26 protein-coding genes and 1 tRNA gene are annotated in these 24,403 nt (G+C 72.7%); 12 read left to right on the top strand and 15 right to left on the bottom strand.

Translation table 11 applies throughout. From position 1 onward, the window contains the following. Positions 1-28: 28 nt before the first annotated feature. The 3 genes from amrB to BSZ37_RS06450 all read right to left on the bottom strand — a co-directional run bounded on the left by amrB (position 29) and on the right by BSZ37_RS06450 (position 2,640). Entirely contained in the window at positions 29-811 is a 783-nt protein-coding gene (gene amrB / locus BSZ37_RS06460) for an AmmeMemoRadiSam system protein B (RefSeq protein WP_095509757.1), read from the bottom strand. A gap of 334 nt (positions 812-1,145) precedes the next feature. Next, positions 1,146-2,096 (bottom strand): ring-cleaving dioxygenase, encoded by a 951-nt coding sequence (locus BSZ37_RS06455; protein ID WP_095509756.1) that lies wholly within the window; start codon positions 2,094-2,096, stop codon positions 1,146-1,148. A 67-nt stretch (positions 2,097-2,163) separates the two neighbouring features. Further along, the gene (locus BSZ37_RS06450) at positions 2,164-2,640 is read right to left on the bottom strand and encodes a hypothetical protein (protein ID WP_095509755.1); all 477 of its coding nucleotides are present in this window, start codon (positions 2,638-2,640) and stop codon (positions 2,164-2,166) included. Positions 2,641-2,878: 238 nt separating this feature from the next. On the opposite strand from BSZ37_RS06450, the gene BSZ37_RS06445 reads away from it, so the two are divergent. Further along, on the top strand, positions 2,879-3,295 hold the full coding sequence (locus BSZ37_RS06445) for an acyl-CoA thioesterase (protein ID WP_095509754.1): 417 nt from the start codon (positions 2,879-2,881) through the stop codon (positions 3,293-3,295). A gap of 52 nt (positions 3,296-3,347) precedes the next feature. On the opposite strand, the gene BSZ37_RS06440 is transcribed toward BSZ37_RS06445, so the two are convergent. The 5 genes from BSZ37_RS06440 to lysA all read right to left on the bottom strand — a co-directional run bounded on the left by BSZ37_RS06440 (position 3,348) and on the right by lysA (position 9,971). Then, on the bottom strand, positions 3,348-4,349 hold the full coding sequence (locus BSZ37_RS06440) for a zinc-binding dehydrogenase (RefSeq protein ID WP_095509753.1): 1,002 nt from the start codon (positions 4,347-4,349) through the stop codon (positions 3,348-3,350). A gap of 63 nt (positions 4,350-4,412) precedes the next feature. Further along, positions 4,413-6,053 (bottom strand): FAD-binding dehydrogenase, encoded by a 1,641-nt coding sequence (locus BSZ37_RS06435; RefSeq protein ID WP_218830422.1) that lies wholly within the window; start codon positions 6,051-6,053, stop codon positions 4,413-4,415. After that, entirely contained in the window at positions 6,053-6,553 is a 501-nt protein-coding gene (locus BSZ37_RS06430; RefSeq protein ID WP_095509751.1) for a cupin domain-containing protein, read from the bottom strand. The genes BSZ37_RS06435 and BSZ37_RS06430 overlap by 1 nt, the downstream gene beginning before the upstream one ends. Positions 6,554-6,689: 136 nt before the next feature. Next, complete coding sequence (locus BSZ37_RS06425; protein WP_218830421.1) at positions 6,690-8,717, bottom strand: M13 family metallopeptidase; 2,028 nt, start codon at positions 8,715-8,717, stop codon at positions 6,690-6,692. Between the two features lie 117 nt (positions 8,718-8,834). Continuing rightward, positions 8,835-9,971 (bottom strand): diaminopimelate decarboxylase, encoded by a 1,137-nt coding sequence (lysA, locus tag BSZ37_RS06420; RefSeq protein ID WP_095509750.1) that lies wholly within the window; start codon positions 9,969-9,971, stop codon positions 8,835-8,837. 355 nt (positions 9,972-10,326) lie between these two features. Here lysA and BSZ37_RS06415 point away from each other — a divergent pair, with 355 nt between their 5' ends. The 9 genes from BSZ37_RS06415 to BSZ37_RS06380 all read left to right on the top strand — a co-directional run bounded on the left by BSZ37_RS06415 (position 10,327) and on the right by BSZ37_RS06380 (position 17,506). Then, the gene (locus BSZ37_RS06415) at positions 10,327-12,498 is read left to right on the top strand and encodes a TonB-dependent receptor (protein ID WP_179299505.1); all 2,172 of its coding nucleotides are present in this window, start codon (positions 10,327-10,329) and stop codon (positions 12,496-12,498) included. Next, the gene (locus BSZ37_RS06410; protein WP_095509748.1) at positions 12,495-13,292 is read left to right on the top strand and encodes a hypothetical protein; all 798 of its coding nucleotides are present in this window, start codon (positions 12,495-12,497) and stop codon (positions 13,290-13,292) included. The genes BSZ37_RS06415 and BSZ37_RS06410 overlap by 4 nt, the downstream gene beginning before the upstream one ends. Beyond that, positions 13,292-14,038 carry a glycosyltransferase family 2 protein gene (locus tag BSZ37_RS06405; RefSeq protein ID WP_095509747.1) on the top strand — a complete coding sequence of 249 codons (747 nt, stop codon included), beginning with the start codon at positions 13,292-13,294 and terminating at the stop codon, positions 14,036-14,038. Before BSZ37_RS06410 ends, BSZ37_RS06405 begins: the two co-directional genes overlap by 1 nt. An 84-nt stretch (positions 14,039-14,122) precedes the next feature. Continuing rightward, positions 14,123-14,662, top strand: coding sequence for a hypothetical protein (locus tag BSZ37_RS06400; protein ID WP_095509746.1), 540 nt, complete (start codon positions 14,123-14,125; stop codon positions 14,660-14,662). Between the two features lie 64 nt (positions 14,663-14,726). After that, positions 14,727-14,900, top strand: coding sequence for a hypothetical protein (locus tag BSZ37_RS21920; RefSeq protein WP_179299504.1), 174 nt, complete (start codon positions 14,727-14,729; stop codon positions 14,898-14,900). A gap of 194 nt (positions 14,901-15,094) precedes the next feature. Continuing rightward, on the top strand, positions 15,095-15,694 hold the full coding sequence (locus BSZ37_RS06395; RefSeq protein WP_095509745.1) for a class I SAM-dependent methyltransferase: 600 nt from the start codon (positions 15,095-15,097) through the stop codon (positions 15,692-15,694). Positions 15,695-15,799: 105 nt separating this feature from the next. After that, positions 15,800-16,216 carry an NAD(+)--rifampin ADP-ribosyltransferase gene (gene arr, locus BSZ37_RS06390; RefSeq protein ID WP_095509744.1) on the top strand — a complete coding sequence of 139 codons (417 nt, stop codon included), beginning with the start codon at positions 15,800-15,802 and terminating at the stop codon, positions 16,214-16,216. 167 nt (positions 16,217-16,383) lie between these two features. Further along, complete coding sequence (locus tag BSZ37_RS06385; protein ID WP_095509743.1) at positions 16,384-16,938, top strand: DinB family protein; 555 nt, start codon at positions 16,384-16,386, stop codon at positions 16,936-16,938. 133 nt (positions 16,939-17,071) lie between these two features. After that, complete coding sequence (locus tag BSZ37_RS06380; protein ID WP_095509742.1) at positions 17,072-17,506, top strand: iron chaperone; 435 nt, start codon at positions 17,072-17,074, stop codon at positions 17,504-17,506. Between the two features lie 9 nt (positions 17,507-17,515). On the opposite strand, the gene BSZ37_RS06375 is transcribed toward BSZ37_RS06380, so the two are convergent. Further along, positions 17,516-18,673: a sensor histidine kinase gene (locus BSZ37_RS06375; RefSeq protein WP_095509741.1), complete on the bottom strand. Its 1,158-nt coding sequence runs from the start codon at positions 18,671-18,673 to the stop codon at positions 17,516-17,518. 195 nt (positions 18,674-18,868) lie between these two features. On the opposite strand from BSZ37_RS06375, the gene BSZ37_RS06370 reads away from it, so the two are divergent. Further along, entirely contained in the window at positions 18,869-19,462 is a 594-nt protein-coding gene (locus tag BSZ37_RS06370; protein WP_095509740.1) for an outer membrane beta-barrel protein, read from the top strand. Between the two features lie 362 nt (positions 19,463-19,824). Here BSZ37_RS06370 and BSZ37_RS06365 read toward each other — a convergent pair. From BSZ37_RS06365 to pyrH, 3 genes are all read right to left on the bottom strand, one after another. Beyond that, positions 19,825-19,912, bottom strand: a tRNA-Ser gene (locus BSZ37_RS06365). Positions 19,913-19,998: 86 nt separating this feature from the next. Next, positions 19,999-20,568, bottom strand: a complete 570-nt coding sequence (frr, locus tag BSZ37_RS06360) for a ribosome recycling factor (protein ID WP_095509739.1) — start codon at positions 20,566-20,568, stop codon at positions 19,999-20,001. 47 nt (positions 20,569-20,615) lie between these two features. Further along, positions 20,616-21,404 (bottom strand): UMP kinase, encoded by a 789-nt coding sequence (pyrH, locus tag BSZ37_RS06355; protein WP_095509738.1) that lies wholly within the window; start codon positions 21,402-21,404, stop codon positions 20,616-20,618. Positions 21,405-21,544: 140 nt separating this feature from the next. On the opposite strand from pyrH, the gene BSZ37_RS06350 reads away from it, so the two are divergent. Continuing rightward, on the top strand, positions 21,545-22,111 hold the full coding sequence (locus tag BSZ37_RS06350) for a TetR/AcrR family transcriptional regulator (protein WP_095509737.1): 567 nt from the start codon (positions 21,545-21,547) through the stop codon (positions 22,109-22,111). A gap of 90 nt (positions 22,112-22,201) precedes the next feature. Here BSZ37_RS06350 and BSZ37_RS06345 read toward each other — a convergent pair whose 3' ends face one another. The 3 genes from BSZ37_RS06345 to rpsB all read right to left on the bottom strand — a co-directional run bounded on the left by BSZ37_RS06345 (position 22,202) and on the right by rpsB (position 24,345). Next, positions 22,202-22,513: a hypothetical protein gene (locus BSZ37_RS06345; protein ID WP_095509736.1), complete on the bottom strand. Its 312-nt coding sequence runs from the start codon at positions 22,511-22,513 to the stop codon at positions 22,202-22,204. Positions 22,514-22,547: 34 nt separating this feature from the next. Next, complete coding sequence (gene tsf / locus BSZ37_RS06340) at positions 22,548-23,381, bottom strand: translation elongation factor Ts (protein ID WP_095509735.1); 834 nt, start codon at positions 23,379-23,381, stop codon at positions 22,548-22,550. 118 nt (positions 23,382-23,499) lie between these two features. After that, positions 23,500-24,345, bottom strand: a complete 846-nt coding sequence (rpsB, locus tag BSZ37_RS06335) for a 30S ribosomal protein S2 (RefSeq protein ID WP_095509734.1) — start codon at positions 24,343-24,345, stop codon at positions 23,500-23,502. Between the last annotated feature and the right edge of the window lie 58 nt (positions 24,346-24,403).

The following is a 24,403-nucleotide window of genomic DNA, read 5'->3' as shown; positions in this document are numbered from 1 at the left end:
GGTGAGCGCGGAGTCGGACAGCGGGGCCCTACTTCCAGAAGGCGCAGGCGATGGCGCCGGGGGTGTCGGCCTCGGGCGGCGTGAGGGCGAGGACGCGGGCGTGACGGGCCCCGCGAGCCTTCGCCGCGATGAGCGTGGTGATGAGCGCGCCCATCCCCTCCACCCGGACGGTCTCGCTCCCGAGCAGGTGCATCAGCTCGCTCTCGTCGAACGCCTCGATGGCCTCGCGGAGCTTGCCGAGCCCGTCGGCGTCGCCCTCCATGAGGTCGCACGAGCCGACGACGACGGCCCGCTTGGCGTACATCACCTCGCCGACGGCGCCCCCGAGCTCGCGGCAGAACGCCGGGCTCTCCTCGCCCATCACGATGGGGACGGCGTCGAAGTCGCCGTCGAGGGCCGCCTGGAGGAACGGGAGCTGGACGTCCGCGCCTTCGGTGTGGTAGTGGCCCGTGTCGTCGAGGAAGATGTCGTCGTCCTCGTCGCAGAGCTCGTTGCGGAGGTGGTCGTTGACCGGGACGGCGCCGAGCGGCGTGTGGTACGCGTCGGTCTGGCAGATCGAGAGCCGCCCGAAGGCGCCGTGGTGGCTCGGCGAGACGAGCAGGACCGTGTCGAGGTCGAGCCCGCGGAGGAGCCCGTAAGCCGCAGCCGCGGCGTCGCCGCCCGTGACCCGGTTCGAGTCGGGCACGACGAGCCCGACGACGGCGTCGGGGGCGATGTCGGCGGGGAGGTCGACGGCGGCGAGGAGCGCGTCCAGCTGTTTCCGGAGTGGGGCCGGCTGGGTGGGGTAGACCGCGCGCGTGGCGAGGCTCATCGGGGGGGTCGGCGTGTGGGAGGGGGGCGCGCCGGGACGGAGGCCCAGCCGACGGCCTACGCGCGAGACACGCGCGGGATGCCGGGGCGGGGAAGGTCGGGTCAGGAGGTGAGACACATCAAGTGTGGGCGCGCGTCGCCTCTGGGTTCCGCTTCCGCCACCTGAACGGCGCGGGCGCGGCGAGACGCCGGATTGCCCCTGTCCACCCAAACACGGTGCCAGATCCCCCAGCCCGGCCCGCCTCGGTGCCGAGGCGGAGAGCCACGCTCGCGCGGCGCCCTCCGCGCCGGGCGTCGGTAGGGACGCGGTGCGTCGTCTCCCTGCGGGCCCGCCCTCAGTCGAGCGGCTTCAGGTTCGCGACGATCTGCTCGCGGCGGGACTCCAAGAACGGCGGCAGCGCGACCTGCTCCCCCAGCGTCTCCGCGTCCTCGTCGACGGCGAAGCCCGGCCCGTCGGTCGCCAGCTCGAACAGGACGCCGCCGGGCTCGCGGAAGTAGAGGCTCCGGAAGTAGTACCGATCGACGGGCCCGCTGCTCGGCACGCCGAACCGCTGGAGCCGCTCCGTCCACGCGTCATAGGCGTCGTCCGGGATCCGGAAGGCGACGTGGTGGACGGCGCCGGCGCCCTGCCGGGCCGGCCCCAGATCGGGCTGGACGACGACGTGGAGCTCGGCGTGCGGGCCCCCGCCCTCCCCCATCACGTAGACGTGGACCGTGTCACTCTCACGGTCGGGCGAGGCGTACGTCCGGTCTTCCTCCATCCCGAGGACGGTGCGGAGGACGAGGTCGGTGTGCTCGAGGCTCGGCACGCTCATCGTGATCGGGCCGAGGCCGCGGATCTGGTGCTCGGCCGGCACCGGGCTCCGCTCCCACGGCGTCGGCGGGTCGCCGGCGCCGCCGTCGACGACGAGGGCGAGGCGCTGGCCTTCGGCGTCCTCGAACCGGAGCGTCGGGCGGCCGTCGATCTCACGCGCCGGCTCGGCCGAGACGCCCGCCTCGGCGAGCCGGTCGGCCCAGTAGTCCAGGCTGCTCTCGGCGACGCGAAGGCCGGTCCGCGTGATCGACCGCGTGCCGCGCTGCTCGGGCGGGACGGGCCAGTCGAAAAACGTCAGGTCGTGGCCCGGCGTCCCGACGGCGTCGGAGTAGAACAGGTGGTAGGCCGAGACGTCGTCCTGGTTCACGCTCCGCTTGACGAGGCGCATCCCCATCGGGCCGGTGTAGAACCGGTGGTTGTCGCGGATGGCGGCCGAGACGGCCGTAAGGTGGTGGATGCCGTGTGGAGACATGGTCGGAGGGGCTGCTCCGACCGAAAGCCCCGCTGCGCCGTCCGGGTTCCGCCTCCGGCCCCGCGGGCTACTGGTCCGTGACCGTATACGTCACGACGTGCGTCTCGCCCGCCCCATTCGGCAGCGCCGACGGATCGGCCGAGGCGGTATAGGTCATGCTGAGCTCGGCGGCCGCGACGCCGCCCACGCCCGTGACGAGATCGCGCGCCTCGGTCGCCAACTCGACCCGGCCGTGGCTGACGGCACCCGGCGGCGCCTCGAGGCGGACCGACAACCGGACGCCGTCGGCGAACGGCGCGTCGAGGGCGGCCGTGATCTTGTTTCCGGACGTGTTGACCGTGACGTCGTACGAGCCGGCGTCGTCGATCACGTCGGCGAACGGCCCGCCCTCGGGTGGGCGCACGAACGCCAGCGTCCGCGTGCCGGCCGAAACCTGGATCCGCTCGACCTCGGGGATGACGATCGTGACCTCCTGACTCGCTTGCGCCGCGACCGGGCCGACGGCGGCGAGGGTGACGACGAGCAGGAGCGAGCGACGGGACATGCAGCGTGACGGAGGGCCTCGCGGGTCTTATCGAATGCCCGGACGGGCGCTTAGGTCGGCCTGCCTTCTCCCGAGCCATTCGTCCGCTCCACGACCGATGAGGGCCCGTTCCGTCACGGCCCCGTTCCGCTTTTCCCCTCTGTCCCGCGGGGTCGCCCCGGCCGTGCGTACCGACCGGGCCAGCATTGGGGACCGAGCCGCGGGCCGTCGTCGTAGGGACGGCCCCCACGCCCGCCCCATGCCCGAGCCCCTCTACACCGCCCGCCTCGCCGTCCGCTGGTCCGACATGGACGAGTTGGGCCACGTCAACAACGCGGTCTACCAGACCTACTTCGAGCAAGCGCGGATCGAGCTGTTCGAGCGGTGGGCGGGAGACGGCGAGGCGTGGCCGGGCGCGCCCGAGACCGGGCCCGTGCTGGTCGCCGTCGAGGCCCAGTTCAAGAAGCCCGTCGTGTACCCCGCGACCGTCGTCGTCCGCCTGACGGCCGGCGAGGCCGGGCGGACGTCGCTCCCGCTCGACTGCGAGCTGACGATCGAGGGCGACGAGGGCACGGTCTACGCCACGGCGCGGACGGTCCTCGTGTGGATCGACCGCGCGACGGGCCGCGCGGTCCGCCTCCCCGACGCCATCCGCCAACGCCTCGCGAGCGGCTGACTCCCTCCGCCTCGGCGGCTCTCCTGACCGAAGCCGAAGGGCTGGGGCGGACTCACTCGCCCAGCCAGACGACCACCTTCCCACGGCTCTGCCCGCTATGGAGGTACTCGACCGCGTCGGCGACGGCGCCGAGGCCGCGGAACGCGGTCGGGTCGACGGCCACCTGGAGCTCGCCGGAGCCGACGAGCCCGAGCAGCCGGCCCATGTGCTCGCGGAAGTGGCGCGCGTAGTGCGGCAGGAAGAACCCCCGCACGCTGGCCGATTTCGCCAAGAGCCGGTGGTACACCCGGACATCGGTCACGCGCTCCGGACCGTCGACATACTCGCCGACGAACCCGATCGAGATCAGCCGGCCCTTGACGGCGAGCGCCCGCAGCGCCGTGTCGAAGAGATCCCCGCCGACGGCCTCGTAGACCACGTCGAGTCCGTCGGGCGCCTCGCTCGTGAGGACGGCCTTGACGGTCTCCGAGCGGTAGTTGATCGGCCGGTCGCAGCCGAGGTCGCGGAGCAGCGCGGCCTTCTCGTCGCTCCCGCACGTGCCGAAGACGGTCGCCCCGGCCCGCTTCGCCAGCTGCACGGCGTACTGGCCCGTCCCCCCCGCCGCGGCCGTCACGAGGACCGTCTCGCCCGCCTTGAGCTCGCCGACCTGCTCGAGCGCGATCGACGCCGTGAGCCCGCTCACCAGGACCGACAGCGCCTCGGGCGACGGCTCGGGCACCGGCACGGCCAGCTTCGCCGGCACGACGGCGACGTCGCGGAAGCCCTGGCCCAGGATCGAGAACGCGACCGCGTCGCCTTCCGACAGGTGCTCGACGCCGTCACCGACGGCCTCGACCACGCCAGCCGCCTCGAAGCCGAGGTCGAACGGCGGCGGCACGCCCGGCTGGTACCGCCCGGCCGTCATGTTCACGTCGCTCGCGTTGACGCCGGCCACGACGTTCCGCACGAGCACCTCGCCCGGCCTCGGATCGGGGATCTCCTCCTCGACGATCTCGGCGGCCCGCCGGAAATCAGGCGTGAGTTCGGTGGCGATCAGCTTGCGGACGGTGGGCATGGCGGGTTCGGGGTTCAGGGGTCGGAGTTCACTCCCCCCGCCTCGGTGCCGAGGCGGGGGGAGTCAGGCGGTGTGGTGGGCGACGGAGCGGCCGGCGGCGCGGCCGGAGAACAGGCAGCCGCCGAGGAAGGTGCCCTCCAGCGACCGGTAGCCGTGGACGCCGCCACCGCCGAAGCCGGCCGCTTCGCCCGCGGCCCAGAGGCCCGGCACCGGCTGGCCGTCGGCCCCGAGCGCGCGGCTCTCGAGGTCGGTCTCGATGCCGCCGAGCGTCTTGCGGGTGAGGAGGTTGAGCTTGACGCCGATGAGCGGGCCGGCCTTGGGGTCGAGCAGGCGGTGAGGCCGAGCCACGCGGATCAGCTTGTCGCCGAGGTAGCTCCGGGCGTTCCGCAGCGCGGCGATCTGGGCGTCCTTCGTGAACGGGTTCGCGATCTCGCGGTCCCGTGCCTCGACCTCGCGCCGGACCATTCCTGGATCGAGTTGGGGCGTGTCGGTGAGGGCGTTCATCTTCTCGATGAGGCGGTCGAGGTCGGGGTCGACCACGAAGTCCGCGCCGCGCTCCTTGAACCGCTCGACGGGCGCGGGTGCGCCGGGGCGGACGCGCCCGAGCACGCCGCGGACGCTCCGACCGGTCAGGTCCGGGTTCTGCTCCGAGCCCGACAGCGCGAACTCCTTCTCGATGATCCGCTGCGTGAGGACGAACCACGAGTGCTCGTGCCCGCGCCGGCGGATCTCTTCGAGCGTCGCGAGCGTGTCGAAGCCGGGAAGGCACGGCGGGGGGAGGCGGCGCCCCGTCGCGTCGAGCCACAGCGACGACGGGCCGGGCAGGATCCGGATGCCGTGGCGCGTCCACACCGGCGCGTGGTTCGCGATGCCCTCGACGTAGTGCCACATCCGGCCGCGGTGGATGAGCCGCGCGCCGGCCGCCTCCGTCACCCCCAGCATGCGCCCGTCGACGTGGTCGGGCACGCCCACCAGCAGCCGCTCCGGCGGCGCCCCCAGCCGCTCGGGCCAGAACTGCCGGACGAGGTCGAGGTTGGCCCCGATCCCGCCCGAGGCGACAACCACGGCCGGCGCCCGCAGCTCGAAGTCCCCGACGACGTCGCGGTTCGACGGCGCCCCGCGCTCGGCGGTGCTTTCCGCCAGCACGTCGCCCGTCACGCCGTCGACGCGACCGCCGGTCCGGTTCAGGCCCGTCACGCGGTGGCGGAACCGGAACGCGACGCCGGCCCGGCGGCACCGCTCGGCGAACGGCTCGACGAGGCCCGGCCCGGTCCCCCACACGATGTGGAAGCGCGGGACCGAGTTGCCAGGCCCGGTCGCCAGTCCCCCGCCCCGCTCCGCCCATCCGACCACCGGGAACAGCGTGACGCCCTGCTGGCGGATCCAGTCGCGCTTCTCGCCGGCCGCCCAGTCGACGTAGGCCTCGGCCCAGCGGCGCGGCCACGCGTCGTCGTCGCGGTCGAAACCGGCCGTGCCGAGCCAGTCCTGCCAGGCGAGGTCGCGGGAGTCCTTGATCCGCATCCGCCGCTGCTCGGGCGAGTCGACCAAGAAAAGGCCGCCGAACGACCACCACGCCTGGCCGCCAAGGTTCTGCGGGCCCTCCTGGTCGAGCACGACCACGCGACGCCCCGCCTCGGCCGCCTCGGCGGCGGCGACGAGGCCGGTCAGCCCGGCGCCCACGATGATAACGTCGGCGGCGTCCATCACGCGGCGGGCCAGAGGGCGAGGAGCGGGCCGTCGGGCCCGTAGACCGGATCGGCGGCGGGCCGTGGCACCTCGCGGACACGGTCGCGCGAGACCGGCGCGTCCTCCTGATCGGGCCGGTGGAGGTCCCAGTCGTGCTGCCCCGTGGGATACGCCCCGACGACCGAGAAGTCGGCGCTGGCGTCGACGCGCTGGTGGCCCGTGCCGGCCGGGAGCACAGCGACGTCGCCCGCCTCGACGCGCACCTCCTCTCCCTGCTCTCCACCGAACCGGAGCCGCGCCGTGCCGGCGACGACGGCCAGCACCTCGTGCGCGTTGCTGTGGTAGTGCGTGAAGGGGTAGACGCCGTTCGTCCACGCCCCGCCCCAGCCGTTCGACTCCAGCTGGCGGATGGCCTCGCCGGCCCCGCCGGAGAGCACACCGCGGTAGAGCATCAGCGGCCAGTTGTGGTTCGGCACGTCTGGGCCGGCGCCGAACGTCAGGGTCTCGGGTTCGGTCATGGGCCGCTCACGCCCGCGCCCGTCACGAGGGTCCCCACCGCGGCACCGAGGCGGAGGGAGCCAAACGAAAACGGCGGGCGCCCTCGCTGGGAGAGCGCCCGCCTCGGTACGGCTGCGGAGACGGCCGGCGGCCGGTCTACCAGAGCTTGATCCGGTCCTCCTCGGGCAGGTAGAGGTCATCGCCCGGCTGCACGTCGAAGGCCTCGTAGAAGCCCGGGATGTGCGAGAGCGGGCCGTTGGCGCGGTACTCGCCCGGCGAGTGGCTGTCGACTTGGAGGAGCTGGCGGAGGTAGGCGTCGCGGTGGACGATCCGCCAGACCTGGGCCCAGCCCATGAAGAACCGCTGGTCGCCGGTGAACCCGTCGATGACCGGGGCCTCCTCGCTCTCCGAGACCACGCCGTCGCCGTCCGCGTCGAGCGAGAGGCGGTAGGCGCGGTAGGCCATCGTGAGGCCCGAGAGGTCGCCGATGTTCTCGCCGAGCGTGAGGCGGCCCTGGACGTTGGCGTCCTCGAACGGCGCGTAGGCGTCGTACTGGGCCACGAGCCGGTCGGCGCGGGCCTCGAACTCGGCCCGGTCGGTCTCGGTCCACCAGTTGCGGAGGTTGCCGACGGCGTCGTACTGGCTCCCCGAGTCGTCGAACCCGTGCGAGTACTCGTGGCCGATGACCGCGCCGATGCCGCCGTAGTTGACGGCGTCGTCGGCCTCGACGTTGAAGAACGGCGGCTGGAGGATGGCGGCCGGGAAGACGATCTCGTTGAAGGCCGGGTTGTAGTACGCGTTGACCGTCTGCGGCGTCATGCCCCACTCGGTCCGGTCCGGCGCCTCGCCCAGCTTCGAGAGGTTGTCGGCGAGGCCCCACGCGCGGAGCGCGCGGCCGTTGCCGATGAGGTCCGTGGCCGAGACCTGGAGCGCGGAGTAGTCCTCCCACTCCTCGGGGTGGCCGATCTTGTAGACGTAGGCCTCGAGCTTGCGGAGCGCCTCGGCCTTGGTCGCGTCGCTCATCCACGGGTTGTCGCCGATGGACTGGCGGAACGCCTCGCGGAGGTTCTCGATGAGCTCGTCCATCCGGTCGGCCGCGGCCTGCGGGTAGTGCCGGTCGACGTAGATCCGGCCGATGGCCTCGCCGAGCGCGCCCGACGTGGCGCCGACGGCCTTCTTCCAGCGCGGCCGGTCCTCGTCCTGGCCGTTGAGCACGCGGCCGTTGAAGTCGAAGCTGGCCTCGACGAACGCGGCCGGGAGCTGGCCGGCGGCCTCGTCGAGCGTGCGGAAGCGGGCGTACGTCTTCCAGTCCTCGAGCGGGACCTCGACCATCGTGCTGTCGAGCCCCGCGAGGAACGGCGGCTGCCCGACGACGACCGAGTCGAGCGACGCGGGCAGGCCGATCGTCTCGGCCATCACGTCGACGTGGAGGTTCGGGTAGGCCGCGACGACGTCGGCGACGGCCATCGGGTTGTAGCGGGCCTCGGGGTCGCGGTTCTGGATCCGCGTCCACTGGCTCCGGGCGAGCCGGGTCTCGAGGTCGAGGATCGTCTGCGCCGCCTCGGCGCCGCCGTCCCAGCCGGCGAGGTCGTACATCGTCTCGATGTAGCCGAGGTAGGCCTCGCGGGCCTCGGCGAAGCGGTCCTCGAGGTAGTAGCTCCGGTCGGGGAGGTTCGTCCCGGACTGCCACAGCGTGTAGACGTGGCGGTCGGAGTCCTTGGCGTCGACGGTCACGAAGCCGGCGAGGGGCGCCGGGCCGTACGAGGCCGAGTTCTGGCCGAAGTACCGGACGAGGTCCTCGACGGAGGCGATGGCGTCGATCCGGTCGAAGTCGGGCTGGAGCGGGGCGATGCCGAGCGACTCGACGCGGGCCGAGTCCATGTAGGCCGTGTAGTAGTCGCCGATCTTCCGGGCGTCGGGGTCGACGACGGCCCCGGAGGCGGCGTCCTCGATGATGGCGCGGACGTCCTCCTCGGACCGCTCGCGCAGCATGTCGAAGGACCCGTAGCGCGGCCGGTCGGCCGGGATCTCGACGGTCTCGAGCCATGTCCCGTTGACGTAGCGAAAGAGGTCGTCTTGGGGACGGACGTCGGGGTCCATGGCCTCCAGGTCGATGCCGGAGACGCCCTGCGCGAAGGCGGGCGCGGCCACGAGCGTGAGGGCCAAAAGAAGCAGTCGTCGCATGTAGCGGGTATGTGAGTGACGGTCAGAAGCTAGCCAACGGTCCAGCGGCGGCGTCCGTGCGCGAGGCTCGGGACCTCGTCCCGACCCCGGCCCGCCTCGGCGCCGAGGCGGGCGGACTTACAGCGCGACCTCCTCGGCCGGCGGGCGCCGGTTGTAGTGCGAGGCCATGACGAACCCGTAGGCCCCGGCGGTGTCGATGAGGACCACATCGCCCTCGTGCGTCTCCGGGAACGGCCGGGCCCGCGCGAGGACGTCGCTGCTCTCGCAGATGGGCCCGACGATCTCGGCCGGGCCCGCCTCCGGGGCGTCGAGGCGGGAGAGGTTGACGACGTCGTGGTGGGCGCCGTAGAGCGCCGGCCGGAGCAGCGAGTTCATCCCGGTGTCGAGGCCGACGTAGCGGACGGCCCCCTTCTGCTTGACCTGCGTCACGCGGGCCAGGAGCACACCCGCCTCGGCCACGAGGAACCGGCCGGGCTCGATCCACACGGCGAGGTCGGGGAAGGCCGCGCGGGCCTCGTCGAGCGCGGCGCCGGCCGCCGTGAGGTCGTACGGCGGCGCGCCCCCGGTCGGGACGGGGATCCCGCCGCCGACGTTGAGGTGGCGGACCTCGGGGAAGTGCTCGCGGGCCAGCCGGCCGAGGAGGCGGGCGTTCTCGGCCCACACGCCGAGGTCGTCGTACCCGCTGCCGGTGTGGGCGTGGAGCCCGACGACGCGGACGCCGTGCCGGCTGGCAGCCTCGGCGAGGGCGGGGAGGTCGGACGGCGAGACGCCGAACTTGGAGGCGTCGCCGGCGGTCTTGACGTGGTCGTGGTGCCCCTTCCCCACCCCGGGGTCGACGCGGACCGTGACGGCGCGTCCGCCCCAGACCTCAGCCCAGGCGTCGAGCGTCGTCGCGTTGTCGACGGTCGCGTGGACGCCGAGCGCGAGGGCACGGGCGACCTCGGCGCGACCGGCGAAGTTGGGCGTGTAGAGGATCCGCGCGGGCGGGAAGCCCGGGACGGCCTCGAGCACGTGCTCGATCTCGAACACCGAGACGCACTCGAGGTCGAGCCCCTCGTCGACGAGCGCGCAGAGGACCTCGGGGTAGTCGTTGGCCTTGACGGCGTAGAGGACGCGGTCGACGGGGACGGCCGCGCGGAGGTCGCGGGCCCGCTGGCGGACCGTCCCGAGGTCGTAGACGTAGCGCGGTGAGCGGTCGTCGGCGAGGGCGAGGAGGGCGTCGCGGCGGGCGCGCCACCAGGGCGTCGAGGGCACGAGTCGGGGGGGGGCTCGCCGTGGAAGGTCCGGTGATCCGGGCGCGGGCGCCGGAGAAAGTCACGCACCGCCCGCCATGGCCAGCTCCCTCCGCCTCGGGGCCGAGGCCGGCGGGGTCCGCCGCGGCCTCCCCGACGCGTCGTGCGGAGACTCCGTCTTGCCGGGCGCCGATGGGCTTCAGGGAGATATGGGGGGCTCTTCCATGAACTGGGGTCGGTCACGACACCGGAGAATTGGAGAGCGTGTCGGAGAGGGGATGCGGGCAGCGTCGGACGCCCCCGGTACCCGCGTCGGGCGGGGCCTGGGCGTGCCGATGAGACTCCCGATACGAGAGCCCGCCCGGTACCTTTCGCACGTGACCCGGACCGCCCTCCTCCTCACCCTCCTCGCGCTGTGTGCCGGGCCCGCCGCCCAGGCCCAGGCCGACCTGTTCGGTGTCGTCGCCGACGCCGAGACGGCGGCGCCCGTGGCCGGCGCGACCGTCGCCCTCGTCGACACGACGGGGGCCGTCCAAGGGCGGGCCGCGGGGACCGAGGGGCAGTTCGCGTTCCGCGGGCTCGCGCCCGGCCGCTACCTCCTCCGCGTGACGGCGATCGGCTACCGGCCGTCGTCGGACACCCTCGCGCTGGCGTCCGGCGAACGGCGCGACCTCCCCATCGACCTCGTGCCGGCGACGGCCACGCTCGACGCCGTCGAGGTCGAGGCGGCCGAAACGGTGATGATCCGTGAGCCCGGCCTCGCGCGGCTCCGCCCGGCCGACCTGGCCGCGCTCCCCACCGCCGACCCCGGCGGCGACCTCGCGGCCGGCCTCCTCGTCCAGCCCGGCATCACGACGATCGGCGACCGCGGCGGCCAGCTCTCCGTCCGCGGCGGGACGCCGACGCAGAACCTCGTCCTCGTCGACGGCATCCCGGTGTTCCAACCGTTCCACCTGCTGGGCGGGTACAGCGCGCTGCCGGCCGGCGTTGTCCGCTCGGCCGACGTGTACGCCGGCGGCTGGCCGGCCCGGTTCGGCGGGCGGATCGCGTCCGTGGTGGACGTGGCGGGGCGGACGGGCCACAAGCGGCGCGTGGGGGGCGCGGTCACGGCCTCGCCCGTCCTCGTCGGCGCCGAGCTCGAGGTGCCCGTCGTGCCCGGCGACGTGTCGCTGCTGGCGTCGGCGCGGCAGTCGGTGGTCGATGAGACGAGCGAGGCGCTCGGGATCGCGCTGCCGTACCGGTTCTCCGACGCCTTCGGCAAGCTCCACGCCCGGCTCGACGCGACCTCGACACTCCAGGCCACCGCCCTCCTCTCGACCGACGAGGGCGACCTCGGCCTCGACGGCAGCCGCATCACGACGCGCTCGGAGGCCGCGGGCGGCCAGTTCTTCTCGATCTCGTCGGCCTTCGCGGCGGCCATCGACGTGAGCGCCTACTGGTCGCGGTTCGAGACGGCGTTCGAGCCGGTCGGGGCGCCCCGCCGGACCGCCGAGGTGGAGACGTTCGGCGGGCGGTTCGGCTACGTCTACTACGTCGGCCCGCACACCATCCGGACCGGGATCCAGGCCTCGTCGTACCTCTTCGAGTACGCCTTCCGGCCGGACGTCGTGACGCGGCAGAACACGAGCGAGGGCTCGTTCTTCGTCGACGCCGACGTGGACCTCGGGCACGGGCTCAAGGTCGAGCCGGGCGTCCGGTTTCAGACGTTCCCGGCGCAGGCCCAGCCGAGCTCGTTCGAGCCGCGCGTGCTGGCGTCGTGGGCCCTCGGCCGGCAGGTCTTCCGGGGGGCCGCCGGCGTCTACCGGCAGGAGATCGTCGGGCTGACGAACCAGGGCGACGTGGGCGACGTGTTCACGGCGTGGACGACGGTCCCGACGTCGCTGCCGGTGCCGACGGCCGTGCACGGGCTCCTCGGGTGGGAGGGCGCGCTGGGCCGGGGCGTCCGGGCCGGCGTCGAGGGCTACACCAAGCGGCTCACCGGGCAGACGATCCTCCTCGACGACCGGCTCCTCTCGACCAACGGCGACGCGCTCGGCGTCGAGGTCGTGGCCGGGTACCGGCGCCCGGGCCTCCGGATCGACGCCCGCTACGGCGCCCAGTCGCTGACGTACCGCGACGCCGGGCGGTCGTACCAGCCGCCGTTCCACCGCCCGCACCGGCTGACGGTCGACGGCCGGGCGGAGTGGGGCCCGTGGGCCGTCGCGGCGGCCGTCCAGCTCACGTCCGGCCGGCCGTACACGCGCGTCGTCGGGGCGTACCTCGACCTGGGTGAGGCCGTCGAGCGCGGGCTCCCGCTGGAGACGGCCGTCGGTCCGCCGACGACGCGGTTCGACGACGACCCCTACGGCGCGCGGACGCCGCCCTACGCCCGCCTCGACCTCGCCGTGGAGTGGGCCGCGCGGATCCCCGGCGCGCGCGCCGTCGTGCAGGCGGCCGTGCTCAACGTGACGAGCCGCGCCAACGTGTTCTACTACGACGCGCTCCGCGCCGAGCGCGTGGACCAGCTCCCGCTCTTCCCCACGCTCGGCCTCCGCATCGACGTCGAATGAGGCGCCTCACGGTCCTGCTGGCGCTCGCGGTCCTCGTCCCGGCCTGCGACTCGACGTTCGAGCCCCGCGTCGAGGACGCCGAGGCCTTCGCGATCTTCGGCACGCTCGACGGACGGGCGGCGACGCAGCGGCTCCGCGTGCAGGACCTCGCGTCGTCGGTCTTCGAGACGCCCGACCGGCTCCCGGCCGAGATCACGTCGACCGAGATCACCTCGGGCCGCACGACGACGTGGCGCGACTCGCTCGTGACGCTCTCCAGCGGCGACCCCGCCCACCTGTTCCTCGCGGGCCTCACCGTCGCGCCCGGCGAGACGCACCGGATCGAGGCCGTCCGCACGACCGACGGCGCGCGGTCGTCGGTCACGATCGCCTTCCCGACCCCGACCGTCGCGGCGCGCCCGCAGGACACGGTCTCGACGGCCGTCCAGGTCGATGTGGCCGGCCTCGGGGGCGCGCGGCTGCTGGAGCCCGTCGTGCGCTACCGCGTCCGCCGCCCGGCCGACCCCGACGGCCCGTCGTTCACGGCGACCGCCGTGCTCCAGGCGACGGACGGCGGCGCGGTGTTCACGGCGTTCCTGGCCACGGCCGAGATCCGGGCCGGGTCGATCCTCTACGGGACGGAGGACGGCGACGCCGTGCTGACCGACGCGCGCCTCGAGGGCGTGATGGCGAGCGCCGCGCCCGTGCCGGTCACGAACGGCGCGGGCGGCGTGGCGTGGGCCGTCCCGATCTCGATCCCGATCCCGTTCGCGCCCGAGTCGATCACGCGGGTCGGTTTCATCGACGGCCGCTGATGCGGGTCGCCGTCGTGATCCCGGCCCGGGACGAAGAGGCCTCGGTCGGGGCCGTCGTGCGCGGCCTGCCGCGCGAGGCGTGTGGCGTCGCCGAGGTCGTCGTGGTCGACAATTGCTCGTCCGACGGGACCGCCGAGGCGGCGCGGGCCGCAGGGGCGACCGTCGTGTCGGAGCCGCGCGCGGGCTACGGCCGCGCCTGCCTCGCCGGCCTCGCCCACCTCGCCCCCGACCCGCCCGACGTCGTCGCCTTCGTCGACGCCGACCTCTCCGACGACCCGGCCGACCTCGCGTCGATCCTGGCGCCGATCGCGCGCGACGAGGCCGACCTCGTGATCGGGAGCCGCGTGCTCGGCCAGCGCGCCGGGCGCGTCGAGCGGGGCGCGCTCCTGCCGCAGGCCCGGTGGGGCAACGCGCTCGCGTGCGCGCTCGTCCGGCTTCGGTGGGGCGCGCGGTTCACCGACCTCGGCCCGTTCCGCGCCGTCCGCTGGCGGGAGTTGGAGGCGCTCGGGATGCGCGACGAGACGTTCGGGTGGACGGTCGAGATGCAGGTCCGCGCCGTCCGCGCCGGGCTCCGGTGCACCGAGGTGCCAGTCGCGTACCGCCGCCGCGTCGGGCGCTCGAAGATCACGGGGACCGTCTCCGGGACCGTCCGGGCCGGGGCCAAGATCCTGTGGACGGTCGGCGCGCACGCCGTCCGCGGGCCGCTCCGACCAGGGGGGGGAGCGAGCTACGCCGCTGTAGCTTGACGCCTGACACAGTTGCTCGTGTCGTGTCGCCTGGCGCGGTTGAACCGTTTCTCGTTAGGCCACCGCTCGCGACCCCTTCCCCTCATGCGCACCCTCGCCCTCTCCGCTGCGCTCGCCCTTGTCGTCAGCGTGCAGGCTCTCGCTCAGGAATACCGCCCCGCTTACGAGGAGCACAACGGCGCTCTCGGTCGCGGGTCTGAGGTCGTTCTCGTTTACTTCGGGATGACCGATTGCGTGCCGTGCCATGACCCGGAGTTCAAGGCCGCACTCGAACAGGCGAAAGTCGCGCTGGCAGAACGTGCAGCTGAGGAGGGGAGGTCGTTCGCGGCGGTTGGCGTCGCGCTCGACTGGAACGTGGCTGAGGGCTTCAGCTTCCTCCAAGAGTCAGGCGCGTTCGATGAACTGGTCATCGGACGGAACTGGGAGAACAGCGCGGCTCTCGCGCACCTCTGGCGGCCGGAGGGTCTCGATGACCGCCCCATTGCCATCCCGTCCATCATGGTGTTCGAGCGGACTATTTCGGCAGAGGGTCCCATCACGGCCTCAGCGCCAGTCTATCTGTTCGAGGCGACGGGTGCGCCTGCGGTTTCAGCGTGGGTCGCTGCGGGAGTGCCGTTCGAGTAGCGGCCCGGTATGATCTGGTCTGGCGGCGAAACGCTCCATCACCTCGCCCCGTCCAGCCCCCTCGTTGACGCTCGACCCGCCCTTCCGGGAATCCGACTTCCAGCTTTTCAACGTGGAGACCGACCCCGGCGAAGCCAACGACCTGTCAGCGGTCGACCCCGAACGACATGAAGCCATGGTCGGTTTGTGGAGGACGCACCGACGGGAACTCGGCATCGTCTTGCCAGAGGATCTGTAGGAAGACGACCAGTCCTGTGCCACACGGGCGGCCGGCGGAGTCTAGACCGAGGGCGCAGCCTCACCCACGGCTGCGCGCCGACAACACCCTCGACCGCCTTGCCTCGTCCGGTCGCCGTCGCAGGTCTTTCTTCGCTCGAGAGGCCCGCCTCGTTTCGTGGGCGAGCCGCCACCTGCTGTGCCGCCCCGCTTGGCATGCGCGAGTATGACCAGATCGCCGCGTGGTATACCGCGGCCCGAAACCCCAACGTCGGCGTCCCCGATCTCGCTGCCCTCACACCGTTGCTCCCGCCCCGTGCCCGTGTGCTCGACCTCGGGTGCGGCGACGGCGTCCCGCTCTCGCGGTTTCTCCTCCGGGAGGGCGTCGACCTCACAGCGCTCGACAGCTCGCCCGAGATGGTCGAGCGGTACCAGGCCCACTTCCCCGGCGTCCCCACCCAGTGCGTCCGCGTCCACGACGCGCGCTTCGCACCGGGGTCGTTCGACGCCGTCGTCGCGTGGGGCGTCCTGTTCCACCTCGATGATGGCGAGCAGGCGGCCGCGATCGAGAAGGTCGCGGCGTGGCTGAGACCTGGGGGATGGTTCCTGTTCACATCCGGCGATGTCCAGGACGTGACCGAGGGCGAGATGAACGGGGTCGCGTTCCGGTACGTCTCCCTGGGAGTCGCCACGTACCGGAGCCTGCTGGAGGGGGCCGGAATGCGCCTGGTGCGTCACTACGCCGACGCGTGGCAGAACTACGTGTACGTCGCCGAGAAGGCGACGCCCGCCGGTTCGGGCCGGTCGCATGCGTGACCGCCTTGCCTCTCTCTGACGCCAGCACCTACGTTCCCTGACCGTGCCGCCACGTGGCGCGATGGAATGGCCACCGCCTTCCCTTCCCCATCGAGAACCGAGCCGATGACAGACGACGACACCCTCCGTTCGCAGCGGTTCTACCACGGCACCAAGGCCGACCTGGAGCTGGGAGACGTGATCGAGCCCGGCTACGCCTCCAACTACGGCGCGAAGAAGAAGGCGGCCTACGTCTACCTGACCGCCACGCTGGACGCGGCCACCTGGGGGGCCGAGTTGGCCCTGGGTGACCGCCCCGGCCGGATCTACGTGGTGGAACCGACCGGCCCGATCGAAGACGACCCCAACCTGACGGACAAGAGGTTCCCGGGCAACCCCACGAAGTCCTACCGCACTCGGGATCCGCTCCGCGTCACGGGGGAGGTCACGGACTGGGAGGGGCATTCGCCCGAGGAGCTCGACGCCATGCGAGACCACCTCGAACGACTGAAGGCGCGGGGCATCGAGGCCATCGAGGACTGAGTCCGGCTCGTCTGCCGACGGGACACCCCGCCCTCCCGGCCGGGAGGCCCCCCCTCGGGGGCCGCACCGAGGCGGAAGGAGCGGGGGCGGAGGAACCGGAGCGGACCCCTACCTTGGCGGCCGAGGGCGCGATCGGCCCTCGCACCGACACCTTTTCGCCCAGACCGATGACCCATTCTCGACTGCTCGCTCGCACCGCGCTGCTCTTCTGCGTTCTCTCAGCGCACGCCTCCGCCCAAGACCCGGTCTCGGCCCAGGACGCCTCCGCCGAGCCCGTCACCATGAGCCTCGAGGGACTGCACGAGGTGACGGCCGCTCACATCCTCGGCACGGCCGAGCTGCTCGACGAGGAGATGTACGCCTACCGACCGACGGAGGACGTGCGCACGGCGGGCCAGTTGCTCGCGCACATCGCCAACGCCCAGTACTCGTTCTGCTCCGCGGCGGCCGGGGAGGACCGCCCCACGCAGGAGAACGTCGAGGAGGCTGCCACCACCAAGGCCGACATCATCGCCGCCCTCCGCGACTCGTTCGACTACTGCGCCGCCGTCTACGACGGCATGACCGATGCGGAAGGCGCCGAGGTCCGGAGCGTCTTCGGCCGGGACATGGCCGCGTCGGGCGCGCTGGCCTTCAACTCGATGCACAACTACGAGCACTACGGCAACCTCGTCACCTACATGCGGCTCAACGGGATCGTGCCGCCGTCGTCTCAGCCGTAGCCGGATCGCCCGAGCGGGCCTGCCTCGGCGAGCCGACCGAGGCGGGCGGATCTGAGGCCGTAGGCGTGGTGCGACGCCCCGGTGTCGCGGGGTCCGCCTAGCTTTGGGGGCCGCCACTCACCCCGCTTCTTCGATGGCCCCAGACAAAGACACCGGATTCACAGACGACGAGCGCGCGGCGATAAAGGAGCGCGCCCGCGAGCTGAAGGCCGAGGCGAAGGCCGACCGGAAGCGGGCCGACGGCGAGCGCGACGTGCTCGAGAAGATCGACGAGATGCCCGAGGCGGACCGAGCCCTCGCCGAACGGGTCCACGCCGTCGTGTCGGACGCGGCGCCGGACCTCGCGCCGAGGACGTGGTATGGGATGCCGGCCTACGCCCGCGACGGGAAGGTCGTCTGCTTCTTCCAGAGCGCCGCCAAGTTCAAGGCGCGGTACGCGACGCTCGGCTTCAGCGACCAGGCCCGCCTCGACGACGGCGCCCTGTGGCCGACGTCGTTCGCCCTCGTGGAGTGGACCGACGACGTCGAGGCCGCCGTCACCGACCTCGTCCGGAGGGCGTCGGGCTGAGGGGGGCCGTCACTCGCGCTCACCGCTCCGCGCGCGGTGGCCCGCGCGGGGGCCGCTCGCGGCGTCCGGCACGACACACCGAACGACCGTCCCCCCGCCGTCGTCGCGGCGGACGGTCAGCGCGGCGCCGATGAGGTCGGCGCGGTAGCGCATCCCGTAGAGGCCCATCCCCCGCCGCGCGAGCTCGGCGCGGTCCTGGACCGGCACGGCGTCGCCCACCTCGGTCAGTTCCTCCGGCACGCCGGCCCCGTCGTCGCGGACCTCGAGGTGGACCGACCCGCCCGTCCGGTGGAGCGTGACGAGGACCTGGCTCGCCTCGGCGTGCTTGACGGCGTTCGAGAGGGCCTCCTGTGCGATCCGGTAGAGGTGCCGGGCCTCGCGGCGGTCGTCGAAGGGGATGGGCTCGACACGAGCGCGGACCTCGATGTCGGGCTGCGACTCGGCCACCCGGTCACAGAGCGTCCGGAGCGCGTCGCCGAGTCCGTACGGCGATGCGTCGACGGGGTTGAGTCCGCGCGCCATGTCGCGCGCCGATGAGAGCGCCTCCTCCACCAGATCGAGCACGCGGCCGGCGAGCGCGCCCGACGCCGACCCCTCGTCCTCGAGCCGCCCAACCAGCGCCTTGAGGAGGAGCCCGACGCCGGCCAGCTCCTGCCCGAGGCCGTCGTGGAGGTCCATCCCGAACCGCTCCCGCTCGTTCTCGGCCGTCTCGTGGACCTCCCGCGTCCGATCGGCCACCTCGGCCTCGGCGCGGATGCGGGCCGTCGAGTCGTTCTGAACGCCGATGAAGTAGCGGATCGGGCCGTCGAGGTCGCTCGGGGTCTCGCGGACCGGGCTCACGTAGAGGTCGTTGTCGAACGGCGACCCGTCCTTCCGGTAGTTGCGGATGTGGACGTTCACGCTTTCGCCCGCGTCGATCGCGCGGCGGAGGCGGCGGATGGCCGGCTGGTCACGGTCGTCGCCCTGGAGGAACCGGCAGTTCCGGCCCAGGACCTCGTCGCGTCCGTAGCCGGTGAACTGGCAGAAGTAGTCGTTGACCCAGATGATCGGGTTGTCCTCGAGGTGGGGGTCGGTGAGGACGACCATGATGTCGGTCGCGTGGAGGGCCCGTTCGAGGACCTCCGCCGAGAGGCGAGGGTTGGCGTTCGTGTCGGAGAGGCGGTCCATGGGGAAACGGCGCGGGAAAGCCCCACCCGTACTCCCGCGCCCGGACGGTGGTCCGCCTCCCCCGACCGGCGCTGTGGAAGTCGCGGGTTTCCCCGATCCGCGGCGTCAGGAACGGCCCGTGCAGCCGTTCCAGACGGTTCGGGAACCTCTGAGAGCGCCGTGCGCTAGGGGCAGGCGCTCACCCGCCCCCGCCCCATGCTCCGGTCCCCCGCCCTCCGCGCCGTCACGCTCGCGGCCCTTCTCCTGCCGGTCGGCGCATCCGCCCAGGCCGGCCGGGAGGGCCTCTCGCTCTCTGCCCACGTCTACGCCGCCCAACTCGCCATCGATGACGGGAGCGACGAGTCGTCGGACAGTGGCGGGGGCATCGCGGGCGAGGTCGCCTATGGGTTCACGCCGCGCCTCGTGGCGTTCCTCGCGCTCGGCGGCGCGGGCATGGAGCCGGAAGACGGCGGCGAGGGCTACGGCCTCGGCACGGCCGACCTCGGGCTCCGGTTCAACCTCCGGCCGTCGTCGCGGCTCAACCCCTACCTCCAGACGGCCGTGACCGGCCAGGTGGCCTCGTTCGACGTCCCGGGCACGAGCGCGAACCTCGAGGCCCGCGGCGGCGGGCTCACGCTCGGCGGCGGCCTCCTCTACGACCTCAGCCCGTCGGTGGCGTTCGACGTCGCGCTCGACCTGACGGGGGGCCGGTTCACAGAGCTGGCGTTCGAAGGCGAATCGACCGACAACTTCGACGAGATCGACAGCGGGATCGTCCGCCTCGGCGTCGGGCTCGTCTTCAAGCCGTAGCGCTGCCGAGGCGGGCGGACTCGGCGACAGCCGCGTGCGGCTCGTCGCCCCGAGCGTGCCGTTCGTGTGGCGGGGCGGTCCGGTGGACGCCGCTCGCCGTTGCTTCGGGCCCGAGCGGATCCCCCCGGGCCGGGGCCGTCACCACCGGACGCCGTAACGTCCGCCCCGGCGACCACCTCGGCCGATGCCGACGAGAGAAACCGGGGGGCTCCGCTCCGTGGGCCCCCCGCCTCGACGCCGAGGCGGAGAGAGTCGGTCGCTCGAGTGGACGAGCCCGCCCATCGGCGGAGCGCTCCAGCGGCGCGCTATCAACCGAAAAACCGGCCCCTGCGAAGCGCGGGGCCGGTTCTCAGATGTATCGGCGGAGAGAGAGGGATTCGAACCCTCGGTACCGGAAACCGGCACACGCGCTTTCCAGGCGCGCCCCTTCAGCCACTCGGGCACCTCTCCGGGACCGCCCAATCTAGACGGCCGGGCGGGCGTCGGCTTAGGAGGATCGCCGAAGATCGCCCGCCTCGGGCCGCCCACGGACGGCGCTAGACCGTCATGATGTCCTTCTCCTTGTTGTCGAGCGTCTTGTCGACGCGGACCACGAAGCGGTCGGTCAGGTCCTGGAGCGCCTGCTCGGCCTCGTACTCCATGTCCTCCGAGAGCGACTCCGCGGCGGCCGTCTTCTTGATCGTGTCCTTCGCCGAGCGGCGCGCGTTGCGGATCGAGATCTTGGCCTCCTCGCCCTTGGCGCGGGCCGTCTTGGCGAGGTCGCGGCGGCGCTCCTCGGTCAGCGGCGGGATCGAGAGGAGGATCTGCGACCCGTTGTTGGTCGGGTTCAGACCGAGGTTGGCCTCCGTGATCCCGCGCTCGATGGCCCCGATCGTGTTCTTGTCGTACGGACTGACCGTGATGAGGTCGGCCTGGGGAGCCGCCGTGTTGGCGACCTGGTTGAGCGGGACCGTCGTGCCGTAGGCCTCGACGCGGACGCCGTCGAGCATCTGCGGGTTGGCGCGGCCGGCGCGGATCGTGTTGAGCTCGTGGACGAGGTGCTCGAGGGCGGCGTCCATGTCCATCTCGGCCTCGTCGAGGGCCGCTTGGAGGGAGTCGTCGATCATGTCTGTCGGGGAAGTGTCGGGCGGCGGGAGCCGGTGGAGCGAAGCGCCTAGGCGAGGACGAGCGGCTCGGCCGCGTCGTCCCAGTGGACGGTCGTGCCGACGGGCTCGCCGCGGAGGACCCGGGCGAACGTCCCGGGCCGATTCATGTTGAAAACGAGGATGGGCAGGCCGCTCTCCTTGGCCAGCGTGACGGCCGTGAGGTCCATGACCTTCAGGTCACGCTGGATGACCTCGGCGCCGTAGATGGTCTCGTAGCGCTGGGCCGAGGCGTCGGTCTCGGGGTCGGCCGTGAACACGCCGTCGACGCGGGTGCCCTTGAGGATGACCTGGGCGTCGACCTCGGCGGCGCGGAGCGCGGCGGCCGTGTCGGTCGAGAAGTACGGGTGGCCGGTCCCGGCCCCGAACACGACCACACGGCCCTTCTCGAGGTGGCGGATGGCGCGGCGCCGGATGAACGGCTCGGCGATCTCGTTCATGTCGATGGCCGAGACGAGCCGGGTGTCGAGGCCGACGCCCTCGAGGGCGTCCTGGAGCGCCATCCCGTTGATCATCGTCGCCAGCATGCCCATGTAGTCGGCGTGGGCGCGGCTCGACATCTTGGAGCCCTGCGGCGAGACGCCGCGGAAGATGTTGCCACCGCCGATGACGAGGGCCACCTCGGCGCCGGCGTCGACGGCCTCCTTCACATCGGCGGCGTACTGGCCGAGGACGCCGTGGTCGATGCCGAACGACTTGTCTCCGAGGAGGGCCTCGCCGCTCAGCTTGAGGAGGACGCGGCGGTAGCGGAGGCCGTCGCCACGCGAGGACGCGTGGGACGACAGGTCGTCGGGGACCATTGGAGAGGGGCGGCAGGAGCGGTCCCGAAGGTACGGCCCGGCGGCGGAGGCCGGCAACGACTCCAAAGGCAGGCTCGGGGACCGCGTTCGGGGAACCGGAAGTCGCCAGCGGTTTACCAGGGCCTCCCCCGTCTCCGACCATGGCCGCCCGCTCCAAGCCGCCCGTCACTGGCGACCGCGCCGCCACGCGCGCCCGGCTCCTGGCCGCCGCCCGCCGCCAGTTCTCGCACGCCGGCTACGGCCAGGTCGGCGTCCGCGAGATCGCGGCCGAGGCCGACGTCAACGCCGCGCTCATCAACCGCTACTTCGGCTCGAAGCTCGGCCTCTTCACCGAGGTCGTCGGCGACAGCTTCACGATCGGCAACCTCCTCGTGGGCGAGCGGGCCACGCTCGGCGACCGGCTCGCGCGGTGGCTCCTCCGGCCACGCCGCGAGGGGTTCGACCCGACGCTCGTCCTGCTCCACTCGGCCCCGCACCCCGAGGCTGGCGGCGTCCTCCGCGCCGCGATCGCCGAGCAGGTGGCCACCCCGTTGGCCGAGTGGCTCGGCGGCGCCGACGCCCGCGAGCGGGCCGGCCTCGTCGTGGCCGTCCTGTTCGGGTTCGCCCTCACGCGCGACGTGATCGGCTCGGGCACGCTCGGCGGCGACAAGGACACGCTGGCCCGCCACCTCGGCGACGTCCTCCAGCGGCTCATCGACGGAGCGTAGTCCGTCCGGCTCCACCGCCTCGGTGCCGAGGCGGGCGGGGCGGGCCGCTGACGCGACCGCCCCGCTCTGTCCACTGCCGGTGGGCCCGCGTCAGCTCCCGAGGCCGGCGAGCGCCGCACGGGCCCGCGCCGCGCATTCCGGGTCGGCGTCGGGGATCGCCCGGCACAGCCGGTCGCTCTCGAGGAGGAGGCGCTCGGCCTCAGCCGGCTCCCGGCCGACGAGGAACGCGCCGAGCCGGTAGGTGACATGCGCCAGCGGGGGGCACCCATCGGGGAACGCGCCGCGGAGGATCGCGACCGACCGGCGGTAGGCCGCCTCCGCTTCCCGGTCTCGGCTCAGCCCGTTCTGGATCGCGCCGAGCCGCCCCGCAACTGCACCGGCGAACGGGTGCTCCGGCCCCACCGTCGCCTCGGGGCCGAGGCGGGGAGGGTCGGCGTCAGCCGCCGAGCGCGAAGCGGACGAACCGCTTGAGGTCGGCGCCCTGGGCCTTCAGCATCTGCTGGACCGTCTGCGAGGAGTCCTTCACGAAGGGCTGCTCGACGAGGACGTTGTCCTTGAAGTACCGGTTCAGCTTGCCCTCGGCGATCTTGTCGAGGATCTGGTCCGGCTTGCCCTCGGCGCGGGCCTGCTCGCGGCCGATCTCGAGTTCCTTGTCCTGGACGTCCTGCGGGACGTCGGCACGGGTCGCGGCGATCGGGTTCATGGCGGCGGCCTGCATGGCCACGTCACGGCCGGCGTCCTCGAGGTCGCCGTCGCCCGTCATCTCGACCAGCACGCCGAGCTTGGCGCCCGGGTGGATGTAGTCGACGACGGTCCCGCCGTCGGCGGCGTCGACGATCTCGAACCGCTTGAGCTCGATCTTCTCGCCGATCTTCCCGGTCATCTGGGTGAGAGCGTCGCCGAGCGCCTGGCCGTTGACCTGGACGTCGGCCTTGGCGGCCTCGACGTCGGCGGGGCGGGCCGCCAGGAGCGCGTCAGCGATCGACTGGGCGAAGCCGACGAACTCGTCGTTGCGGGCCACGAAGTCGGTCTCGGAGTTGACCTCGGCGATGACGCCGGCACCGCCGTCGTCGGTGGTCGCGGTGACGATGGCGCCTTCGGAGGCCTCGCGGTCGGCGCGCTTGGCGGCCACCTTCTGGCCCTTCTTGCGGAGGATCTCGACGGCCTCCTCGAAGTTGCCGTCGGCCTCGACGAGCGCCTTCTTGCAGTCCATCATGCCGACGCCGGTCTGCTCGCGGAGCTTCTTGACGTCCTGGGCGGAAATAGCCATGGTTGGGTCGGGTTCGGTCTGGGGCCGGGCGGCGCCCGGCGGAAACGAGAGACGGGGAAACGACGAGGCCGGCGGCGCCCGCGTTTCCCCGTCACGGAGTGTTCGCGCGGAGCGCTTCTTAGGAGGCGGAGCGGGCCTGGGCGGCCTCGACCTTCGCCTCGGTCTCGGCGTCGGCCATCGTCGTGACCTCCTCTTCCTGGGCGGCCTCCTCGGTGTCGGCCTTCTCATCCTCGACGGCCCGCTTCTGGGCCTCGGCGACGGCCGCGTCGCGCTCGATGGCGCCGGCCTTCTGGCCCTCGATGATGGCGTCGGCGATGACGCGCGTAAAGAGAGCGACGGACTTCATCGCGTCGTCGTTCGCCGGGATCGGGAAGTCGACGAGGTCCGGGTCGACGTTCGAGTCGACGAGGGCGATGATCGGGATGTTCAGCTTGCGGGCCTCGTCGACGGCGATGTGCTCGCGCTTGACGTCGACGACGAAGACGGCGCCGGGCAGCTTGCCCATGTCCGAGATGCCGCCGAGGACGCGGTCGAGCTTCTCGAGCTCGCGCGACCGCATGAGCCGCTCCTTCTTCTTGAGCTGGGCCGTCGTGCCGTCGGCCTCCTCGCGACGGAGCGTCTCCATCCGGCGGAGGCTCCCGCGGATGGTGGCGAAGTTGGTCATCATCCCGCCCTGCCAGCGGTCGACGACGAACGGCATCCCGGCGCGCTCGGCCTCCTCGCGGACGACGCTCTGGGCCTGCTTCTTGGTGCCGATAAAGAGGATCTTCCGGCCCTTCGCCGCGAACCGGCCGGCCGCGTCGGCGGCGTCGTCCAGGAGCTGCTGGGTCTGCTTGAGGTCCAGGATGTGAATCCCGTTCCGCTGCATGAAGATGTACGGGGCCATCTTCGGGTTCCACCGGGAGGTGAGGTGCCCGAAGTGGGCGCCGGCGCGGAGCAGGTCTTCGAGGGAGGCGCGTGCCATGTCAGAGTGGGAGTGGGCGCCGCGGCGCGGCGCTGGTGGTTGAGCCTGGCCCCGCCGT

The sequence above is a fragment of the Rubrivirga marina genome (assembly GCF_002283365.1).
GTDB lineage: Bacteria > Bacteroidota > Rhodothermia > Rhodothermales > Rubricoccaceae > Rubrivirga > Rubrivirga marina.
Note: the sequence above shows the minus strand (reverse complement) of the source record. Positions and strands in the feature narration are given on the sequence as shown.

Excerpts from the sequence above, each read along its gene's own strand:
- BSZ37_RS06380 (WP_095509742.1), top strand. The coding sequence starts at position 17,072 with ATGGCCCCAGACAAAGACACCGGATTCACAGACGACGAGCGCGCGGCG.
- arr (WP_095509744.1), top strand. The coding sequence starts at position 15,800 with ATGACAGACGACGACACCCTCCGTTCGCAGCGGTTCTACCACGGCACC.
- BSZ37_RS06430 (WP_095509751.1), bottom strand. The coding sequence starts at position 6,553 with ATGACCGAACCCGAGACCCTGACGTTCGGCGCCGGCCCAGACGTGCCG.
- tsf (WP_095509735.1), bottom strand. The coding sequence starts at position 23,381 with ATGGCTATTTCCGCCCAGGACGTCAAGAAGCTCCGCGAGCAGACCGGC.
- BSZ37_RS06375 (WP_095509741.1), bottom strand. The coding sequence starts at position 18,673 with ATGGACCGCCTCTCCGACACGAACGCCAACCCTCGCCTCTCGGCGGAG.
- BSZ37_RS06410 (WP_095509748.1), top strand. The coding sequence starts at position 12,495 with ATGAGGCGCCTCACGGTCCTGCTGGCGCTCGCGGTCCTCGTCCCGGCC.
- frr (WP_095509739.1), bottom strand. The coding sequence starts at position 20,568 with ATGATCGACGACTCCCTCCAAGCGGCCCTCGACGAGGCCGAGATGGAC.
- BSZ37_RS06385 (WP_095509743.1), top strand. The coding sequence starts at position 16,384 with ATGACCCATTCTCGACTGCTCGCTCGCACCGCGCTGCTCTTCTGCGTT.
- BSZ37_RS06450 (WP_095509755.1), bottom strand. The coding sequence starts at position 2,640 with ATGTCCCGTCGCTCGCTCCTGCTCGTCGTCACCCTCGCCGCCGTCGGC.
- pyrH (WP_095509738.1), bottom strand. The coding sequence starts at position 21,404 with ATGGTCCCCGACGACCTGTCGTCCCACGCGTCCTCGCGTGGCGACGGC.
- BSZ37_RS06425 (WP_218830421.1), bottom strand. The coding sequence starts at position 8,717 with ATGCGACGACTGCTTCTTTTGGCCCTCACGCTCGTGGCCGCGCCCGCC.
- BSZ37_RS06370 (WP_095509740.1), top strand. The coding sequence starts at position 18,869 with ATGCTCCGGTCCCCCGCCCTCCGCGCCGTCACGCTCGCGGCCCTTCTC.
- BSZ37_RS06440 (WP_095509753.1), bottom strand. The coding sequence starts at position 4,349 with ATGCCCACCGTCCGCAAGCTGATCGCCACCGAACTCACGCCTGATTTC.
- rpsB (WP_095509734.1), bottom strand. The coding sequence starts at position 24,345 with ATGGCACGCGCCTCCCTCGAAGACCTGCTCCGCGCCGGCGCCCACTTC.
- BSZ37_RS06395 (WP_095509745.1), top strand. The coding sequence starts at position 15,095 with ATGCGCGAGTATGACCAGATCGCCGCGTGGTATACCGCGGCCCGAAAC.
- BSZ37_RS06400 (WP_095509746.1), top strand. The coding sequence starts at position 14,123 with ATGCGCACCCTCGCCCTCTCCGCTGCGCTCGCCCTTGTCGTCAGCGTG.
- BSZ37_RS06435 (WP_218830422.1), bottom strand. The coding sequence starts at position 6,053 with ATGGACGCCGCCGACGTTATCATCGTGGGCGCCGGGCTGACCGGCCTC.
- BSZ37_RS06445 (WP_095509754.1), top strand. The coding sequence starts at position 2,879 with ATGCCCGAGCCCCTCTACACCGCCCGCCTCGCCGTCCGCTGGTCCGAC.
- BSZ37_RS06350 (WP_095509737.1), top strand. The coding sequence starts at position 21,545 with ATGGCCGCCCGCTCCAAGCCGCCCGTCACTGGCGACCGCGCCGCCACG.
- BSZ37_RS06455 (WP_095509756.1), bottom strand. The coding sequence starts at position 2,096 with ATGTCTCCACACGGCATCCACCACCTTACGGCCGTCTCGGCCGCCATC.
- BSZ37_RS06405 (WP_095509747.1), top strand. The coding sequence starts at position 13,292 with ATGCGGGTCGCCGTCGTGATCCCGGCCCGGGACGAAGAGGCCTCGGTC.
- amrB (WP_095509757.1), bottom strand. The coding sequence starts at position 811 with ATGAGCCTCGCCACGCGCGCGGTCTACCCCACCCAGCCGGCCCCACTC.